General features: G+C 43.2%; 8 protein-coding genes, 1 pseudogene and 1 riboswitch. Of the genes and pseudogenes, 6 read left to right on the top strand and 3 right to left on the bottom strand.

Annotated features, from left to right (window positions below):
• Positions 1-231: 231 nt before the first annotated feature.
• A riboswitch (TPP riboswitch) is annotated at positions 232-329 on the top strand.
• 70 nt (positions 330-399) lie between these two features.
• From thiM to ACYQ4S_RS09655, 6 genes are all read left to right on the top strand, one after another.
• Positions 400-1,236, top strand: coding sequence for a hydroxyethylthiazole kinase (thiM, locus tag ACYQ4S_RS09680; protein WP_459770847.1), 837 nt, complete (start codon positions 400-402; stop codon positions 1,234-1,236).
• 653 nt (positions 1,237-1,889) lie between these two features.
• Positions 1,890-2,798, top strand: coding sequence for an alpha/beta hydrolase (locus ACYQ4S_RS09675; RefSeq protein ID WP_346024209.1), 909 nt, complete (start codon positions 1,890-1,892; stop codon positions 2,796-2,798).
• Between the two features lie 142 nt (positions 2,799-2,940).
• A complete protein-coding gene (locus ACYQ4S_RS09670) occupies positions 2,941-3,783 on the top strand; it encodes a patatin-like phospholipase family protein (RefSeq protein ID WP_459770845.1) in 843 nt (280 codons plus the stop codon).
• Between the two features lie 12 nt (positions 3,784-3,795).
• Positions 3,796-4,356 (top strand): hypothetical protein, encoded by a 561-nt coding sequence (locus tag ACYQ4S_RS09665; protein ID WP_459770843.1) that lies wholly within the window; start codon positions 3,796-3,798, stop codon positions 4,354-4,356.
• Between the two features lie 32 nt (positions 4,357-4,388).
• Entirely contained in the window at positions 4,389-4,736 is a 348-nt protein-coding gene (locus ACYQ4S_RS09660; RefSeq protein WP_346024206.1) for a DUF3784 domain-containing protein, read from the top strand.
• Positions 4,711-5,613 carry a macrolide 2'-phosphotransferase gene (locus tag ACYQ4S_RS09655; protein WP_346024205.1) on the top strand — a complete coding sequence of 301 codons (903 nt, stop codon included), beginning with the start codon at positions 4,711-4,713 and terminating at the stop codon, positions 5,611-5,613. The genes ACYQ4S_RS09660 and ACYQ4S_RS09655 overlap by 26 nt, the downstream gene beginning before the upstream one ends.
• A gap of 77 nt (positions 5,614-5,690) precedes the next feature.
• Here ACYQ4S_RS09655 and ACYQ4S_RS09650 read toward each other — a convergent pair whose 3' ends face one another.
• From ACYQ4S_RS09650 to ACYQ4S_RS09640, 3 genes and pseudogenes are all read right to left on the bottom strand, one after another.
• Positions 5,691-6,950, bottom strand: coding sequence for a hypothetical protein (locus tag ACYQ4S_RS09650; RefSeq protein ID WP_459770841.1), 1,260 nt, complete (start codon positions 6,948-6,950; stop codon positions 5,691-5,693).
• A 105-nt stretch (positions 6,951-7,055) separates the two neighbouring features.
• Positions 7,056-7,376, bottom strand: a complete 321-nt coding sequence (locus ACYQ4S_RS09645) for a DUF6054 family protein (protein WP_459770840.1) — start codon at positions 7,374-7,376, stop codon at positions 7,056-7,058.
• Positions 7,377-7,716: 340 nt separating this feature from the next.
• Positions 7,717-7,946, bottom strand: a pseudogene (locus tag ACYQ4S_RS09640) (IS4 family transposase); the annotation flags it as partial.

Below are 7,946 nucleotides of genomic sequence, written 5' to 3'. Positions count from 1 at the left end.
GTGGAAATGAGATGGTTCCTGTTTACTATAAGAGTATTCACGGTATCGTCTACGATAATTCAGAACTGAAAAAGTAATGGCTACGCACTATCCCAAAAGGGCGAAGGCGTAGCCGAAGCTTTTTTTATTATTATATAATTGGCTTCTACTTTATACTGTCCAGTTCTTTATGTTACACTTCATTTAGATTAAGGAAATGATTAAAGACATGATCAAAAAAAGCATAGCTTAGTTAAATTGAAGGGGGACTCAGACGAGTTGAGAAGGTTATGCCTGACCCTTTGAACCTGTTAGTTCAGACTATCGTAGGGATCAATTGACCATATTTCACTCCCTTATGATGCCTGTCATGACGACTGAGCATCTTTTTTGTTCTGTGTCGATCGAAAGGATGAAAAGATGACCCGACTTGAAGAAATCAGAAAACAGATCAGACAGACAGTCACTGACGTCAAAGAGACGAACCCGATGGCCGGTTCGATCACCAATTCTGTCACAATCAACCTTGTGGCCAATACGCAGATCGCAGTAGGCGGATCGGCTGCCATGGTCTACCTCCCGGATGAAGGTCAGTTTCTGGCCAAAGCAGGAGGAGCCACCTATATCAATATGGGAACGATGCTTCCAATTTATGAAGAGACGCTTCCGCTAGCTGTAAAGACTTTGAAAAAAGAGGATAAACCGTGGGTACTGGATCCGGTAGCTATCGGGATAGGCCAACTGCGTACAGCCATGCTGAAACTTTTCAAGGATTACAAACCGGACATCATCAAAGGAAATGCATCAGAAATAATCGCACTTGCAGGATTATGGCATCTTGAAGGAGGGAAAGGTGAATCTAAAGTCAGAGGCGTGGACTCGACCAATCACGTTGATGAAGCAAAAGCCGCAGCTGTATCGATCGCCCGCTGGACAGACGGAGCAGTCATCATTTCAGGAGAAATCGATCTGGTCACTGACGGGGAATATGTGGCTACATGCCGGGGCGGGTCCCATTTCCTCGGAAAAATCACTGGTGGCGGATGTGCACTAGGCGGAGCTGCTTCGATCTATCTGACGTCCAGTACACCGTTCATTGCTGCCTTGACCGCCGTATCAGTCTTCAACCTGGCAGGGGAGCGGGCTGAAGAACAAACCGATGCACCCGCAAGTTTTCAAGTGGCCTTTTTAGATGAACTCTACAAGGCAACACCCGAAGACATTGCAGACTATCATTTTGAAATGGAGGAATTTTAACGTAATTCCGAAAGAAGTCTCCCACTTCTAAGCGTATGGGTGCGAAGCACCAGTGAAAGTGGGAGATGAATTTCGGTCAAGCGATAGCTTGAAGTGGTTAATGTCATTCTCATTTGGTATACTTTATATATAGACGATAACCAAGTCTATATAGGCGACAACCAAGCCTACTGAGTATTCCTTGGCGTTAGCCAAGTAAAAGAAAACCTATGAGGCAGGGACTGCCTTTTGAGCCTACCCCTATCCGATTCCTCTGTCTGTATGAAGTCTGTGCAGACAAGAATGGAGTTCGTAGGAAGCCCCCACTTCAAAATCCAAAGGATTTAAGTGGTGGGTAGTTCACCTTGAATTGAGTTTATTTGATTCTAGAAGGATAAACTTCATTATTGGACAAGTAAACTTAAGTACAGCAAGGAACCAGATGCCTGAACTATACTCATCCGAAATTGAGTGTAGTTCAGGCATTGTTTTATGTCTTAAACTATAGAATATTACGTCAGGAAATAGTTCAGCACGAAACTATCCGGTGAACTTCAGTTCTGTGCTTTTTTATACAGACTTCAGGAAGCGATTACTTGTTAAATTGACATCAATTGACCGGACATATAAACTCATAGATAAGATATTCCCATTTGAAAGGTGTGTGTAATTGAATGTCCTATACTCCCGAAACAATGCCAAAATCTGAAGCGACAGCACCCGGGATGAAAACAGTCAAGGGTGATTTGACAAATATACTTGCACGGGCGGACAGTGAAGACCTAGTCTACACTAGAAAGAATGGCCAAAATCTGAAGATCCGCATGGTGTATCCTGACCAGCATGGTAATGAAACGACACGCTACCCTGTAGTCGTTCATGTCCAGGGGTCAGCCTGGTTCAAGCAGAATCTGAATGGTCACATATTTGATTTCAAGGATATAGTGACGAGTGGATACATATTGGCAGTTGTCGAATACCTGCCTATTCCAGATGCAACATTTCCCAGTCACGTCGAAGACTGCAAGACGGCGGTCCGTTACCTGGCCGATCATGCCGATGAGCTGCCTATAGACATCACTAACCTATTCCTGTCAGGTGATTCCAGCGGCGGACATACTGCGCTGTTGAGCTGGGCCACATGGGGGACGGATCAACTGGATGCGTCCAGTAGGCCTCTTCCAGATATTAGAGGGATAATCGATTTGTATGGCGTTACTGATTTAACTACCATCAGCACACCTAACTCGACAGTCCCACACGACGTTCCAACCAGTCCGGAAAATCTCCTTTTGGCTGATTTCTTATCAGATGGAGCAGTCGACAGAAAAATGGCGGGTACGGTTCATCATTATTTAAAAGACGATGTGACATATCCTCCCTTACTGATCATGCACGGCAATAGAGACACAATCGTCCCTTTTGAGCAAAGCGTGGAGCTGCATACGATCTGCACCTCGAGAGGCATTGACTCCATTTTCTACTGTGTAGACGAAGCTGATCACGGCGGTGGACCATTTTTCACTCAGGAAGTGATCGATATCATGATCAATTTCCTTCAGTCACATACTGAAAGTGATTAATCTACGCTCCGGAAATGATAGAGAGTCCAATAGACGGGCTCTTTTTAGCCAATGGATTTCTAGAAGAATCTTTCTTAAGTATGCTAAAAAATGGTATAGTAAAAAGGATGAAACATTAGTATATGCATGAAAAGGTGAGAAGATGTCAGTAGGAATGGTGCTGGAAGGTGGAGGCATGAGAGGCCTTTATACAGCAGGTGTGCTGGACACACTAATGAATGAAAAAATAAAAGTGAACGGTATGGTTACCGTATCAGCCGGGGCCTTGTTCGGAATCAACTATGCTTCAGGACAGCACGGCAGAGCACTCAGGTACAACAAGACCTATCTAAATGACAAACGCTACATAGGCATGAGGCATCTGCTCAGAACAGGTGACATCATCAATAAGGAGTTTGCCTATTACACTGTTCCTTATTCACTGGATGTCTTTGATGAACAGAGCTTTAAGAAGTCTGAGATCGATTTTTATGCCACTGTAACTAATATGGAGACTGGAAAAGCTGAATACAAGCAGATCACTGATCCGTTCAGTCAGATGGAAACTCTTAGAGCATCAGGGTCTATGCCTTTTGTATCAAAACCTGTAGACCTGGAAGGAATCCCTTACCTTGATGGAGGCGTGGCTGACAGCATCCCGTACGAGAAAGCTAGTGATCTGGGTTACGATAAAAAAATCGTAATACTCACCCGTCCGCTTGACTACAGAAAATCAAAGCCAAACCCTTTCCTGATCGATCAGTGGTATAAAAAGTATCCGCAGTTTAAAGAGACCTTGAAACAGCGATACCGTAACTACAACAATACTGTAGAGCAGATTACAAAGGATGAGCAAACGAAAGAGGCCTTCGTTATCCGTCCTTCTGTAGCGATTCCGATCAAACGTCTCGAACGTGACCCTGACAAGCTTCAGATGATGTATGACCTGGGTGTAAAAGATACTGCAGCACGACTGGATGAACTTAAACACTATATCTATGCTTAAAAGGAGCGTATCATGTCTGAATTGACTGAACTGATAGAAGAGAAACCCTGGGTTAGAGAATACCTGTATTTCAACCCGGACTTTACAAAAGAAGGTCCTGTATTCGAGGAGGAACTAAGTAAGTTCAAGCTGTTTATCAGCGCCATGGAAGAAACGAGAGAACACAGTCAGAAGATTCTCAGTAATCTGAACCTTCCCGATTACAAAGAAATTATTGAACTTCTGGCTGTTTTCAAAGTCATGACCCATTCCGGAGTAATTTCAGTCCAGCAGAGAGACAGCTTTTTTGATATTTTAAGTGCCTTTATCAAAACTGAAAAGAGCAGGGGACGCACATTGGATGACATCTTCGAAGATAGAGATGCCATCGCTTTGTCTCGCCTCTATCAGGTGACTGACAAGAACTGGGCGGAAAAGTACATGACGTGGATTCTTTATGAGCTTGGCGCCATTACTAAGGAAAAAGGCCCCGATGTATTCGGAGCCAACGCAAGTGCCTTTCAGACCTATGATTTTTTGAAACAGGCCTCTGATGGCAACTGGCGTCCTCAGAAGTATTATTCTGATAAATAACAGTAAACTTAACCTGGAAAGAAGGATCTAACATGTGGACTTATCTGTTCATGGGTATTCTCCTGCTGATCATTGGCTTCGCCGTTCATGTTCTGAAATGGGATATGCTGATTGCAGGATATAATACGATGCCTAAAGAAAAAAAGAAAAAGGTAGATACTGACGGTCTCAGCCGCTTTCTAGGAATCTACGCCTATATCAGCGGGGGAGCGTTTCTGCTTATGGCTCTGCTGGAATTTCTGGGCATCAGCATTCCTCCGACACCGGTCACGATCGTCTTTCTACTTTGGACAGTCATCGTCCTGATCATCGCTCAAAGGTATGATGGAAATACGACACGGGGGAAAGAATACAATGAACGAAACAACAAAACGCGTTAGAGATCAGGCTGCATCATCTGGAATCGATCTGATCGAAGCATCCATGACTCTCGAATCCATGGGACTGGATTTCGAGGTCATCTTTGCAGAAGATACAACCGGACAGGAATGGGTCTGCAGAATTCCCAGGCGAAAAGACGTCTACGACAAAATCATGGAAGAAAAGAGACTCCTTGATTTCATCAGAAGTAAGCAGGCGACGTTTGAAGTCCCCATCTGGCAAATAGTGTGTGATGACCTGATTTTATATAAAAAACTTACAGGTAAGCCTGCCGTCATAACTGACCCAGAAACTCAGGAACCGAAGTGGGTATTTGACCCGGAAGCTGTTCCTGAAACATACATCACCTCACTCGGACAGAGCCTTGCTGCCTTGCACAATCTGCCGCTGGAGGAAGCGAGTAGAGCAGGGGTCAACATATATTCTGCGGAAGAGGTAAAGAATACGTTGAAGACCCGGATGAACAAGATTAAAAACAGCTACACTGTATCGGACAAGCTCTGGGAGAGGTGGCAGACTTGGGTGAATGATAAGACTTACTGGCCGGAACACACAGTTATGGTTCACGGAGACTTGTTCCCAGGACACACACTTATCGATGATGACAATCGAGTCACAGGGATCATTGACTGGACTGAAGCAGAAGGTTCTGATCCGTCGATCGATTTTTCCGCTGTCTATATGCTGTTTGGTGAAGGCGGTTTGGACAAGCTGATTGAAGCTTACAAAGCAGCCGGTGGACGGACCTGGCCCAAGATGAAAGAGCACACGATCGAACGCCTTTCTATTCAAGCCATTACCATTGCCGAATTTGCCGAGTCATCAGGTCTGGAAGACTACCGTAAGATGGCTGAAGATATGCTGAAAGGTAACTGATTTCAGAAGACTATAAGACCCCCTTCATCATGACCAGTCCTGGTGGAAGGGGTCTGTTAACTATCAAAGGAATCAAGTCAGCTCATCAGTTCGGACTCCTTGATGAATGTGCTGATCTTGTCATTAAGCTTTTTATAAAAGGACAACCTGACTTTTGAACAGGCTTCAAGTTCTTTGTAAAAGGCTGCCGAGACAGTACCAGGGTTTTTGCCTACTGCTTCCCTAATCATGAGCAGGGTACATTGGCTAATGACTTCTTTCAGTAACGAGGCATGTCTAGAATCTGAAGCCGATTTTGTATTGACCGAGTAAATGTACGCTATGAGCTGACGGATGTCATCATCAGCTTTTTCACTTAATTTGAGCCTGGAAAAAATGGTCTGATTGCCTTGCTCTGTATCTTCATCTTTATCCTGCAGATCATCCAGAAGCTGAAGAAAAGCACCGTACTGGTAGCTGAACAGCATCTGATCGTAACTCAGTGACCCTCTTACAAGAAAAGCATCCGCCAATACCGACGTTCCTCCCTTGTAGAAACTGATTTTCAGCAGGTCCTCTTTAGTTAGTTCATCTTCGCCGCATTGCCTCATACTGTCGATTTGAGCTGCATGTATAAGCAGAATACTCTCACAAACCTCTGGATACTTGACAGGCGGGAAGGTTGCGTGAATCTCTCCGACTAAGTCGAACATCCGAGTTTCTTTAATATTTAATCCTTCAACAGATTCTCCTGACAAGACAAGCTTGAGTCTATTATTAAACGCTTCTTTAATATCACCGCTGACATCAGGATCATCCAGAAAATTATCAGTGTAGGGGTAGAGCATACTGTAGGCGTACATAGGGGAGGTGAGGGTGAGAGGCTGATCCCACAGAAGCTGAAGACTATTCATGATCCAGACATTTCTAAGTGCCTGGAAAATCTCTTCATTTTTCAGATTCGGATCTTCTTTTTTCGCTCGCTCGATAAAATGTTCTGCCACATCCATATAGCCTTGAGACATAAAGTAAATCAGGAATGGCCGATCAAAGAGGAGACGTTTCTCATCGATCTCTTTAAGCGTTTCAGTAACTAACTGCTTAACTCGACTGACGGTGTCTGAATGCTTATCATCCATATCATCAGCATAACGAGCCAGCTCCGTCATATGAGGCTCCAAGTCATCCATCAAATCTGTCAGTAATTTCTCAAGCCGTTTTTCATTCCAGAGCTTTTTCCAGTATGGCACTTTTGTCAGCTGGTCAGCAGGGAAGAGGGAGGCTTCAGCGAATCCTTCTAGAGAGTCGCTTAAAAGTCGGTCGGCTTCAAGGCTATGTAACCCAGTATGCTTCATCATTTTCTCACGTCCATTTTCTTATATTAGATTACCAAGTGCTTATATAAAGTAATTTTCAGATTCATAGAATGATAGTTAAGAGATAACGTAGAAGAATCCATTAGTTCAAAATTTATAATTATGCTTACCAGGTCTTCCTGCTGGTTTCCAGTGATTCCTTGAATCTTTGTAGAAAGGCTTCTTCACCGATCCAGAAGGAATAGCGACAAGTTGAATTATTCCATCGATTTCAGTGATCATCACGCTTAATGATACTCTGCTTGAACCGGCAATACTATAACGTTCAAAGACCATCAGGGAGCTGGTGTTTCCGATTTGGTGGCCGGCTTCATAATTTGTAGTTGCGCTGATCTCCTGAGCCAAATCACGAACAGTAGTTACAAACTTATCAAAATTTCCGGTTGTTTCGTAAATATATTTAGCCATTTTCCATCCTGCTTTCCAATCAATGAATTTAAAGTAATCTTACCATTAATAGATGGAAAAGGAATCATTCTTCAGACTCATATATTCAAGTATTATTAAACTTATCTTACGCCTTCCAGGAATCAAGTTTATACTTTTGGTCCACGATGTATCAAGAGACTAAAAATCACTAGTGTTGCATAAAACTTAGAATAAATGATTTTCATACATTGTTACTTTCATCACAAGTAGTTTTCGTTAAAATTTCCAAAAAAGTCAATTGCTGGCGCAAGGGATGACTTTTTCCAGAAATTTTTAGGGTTATTCAGTTGTGGATTAGTCCATTTGTATTCTCTTTCACTTAACCAGGTGCGAACGATTCTTTGAAATACGCAAACGGTTCATACTGTAACGCTCTGATTTGTCTCAAAACAGTGAAGAGGCTTGATTTCAAGTGTAATTCCAGTTTCATCAGTAACGTCAGTAAGTAGACAATCATCGCAAGAATCACTTGATTCTCCACGCCTTGTTCAGACTGTGAATAGTACGTTTTAATGGTCAAATGTTGTTTGATGTGCTTGAAAAACAACT

This window comes from Alkalibacterium sp. s-m-28, assembly GCF_054658175.1.
This window is presented reverse-complemented; position numbering and strand designations above follow the sequence as displayed.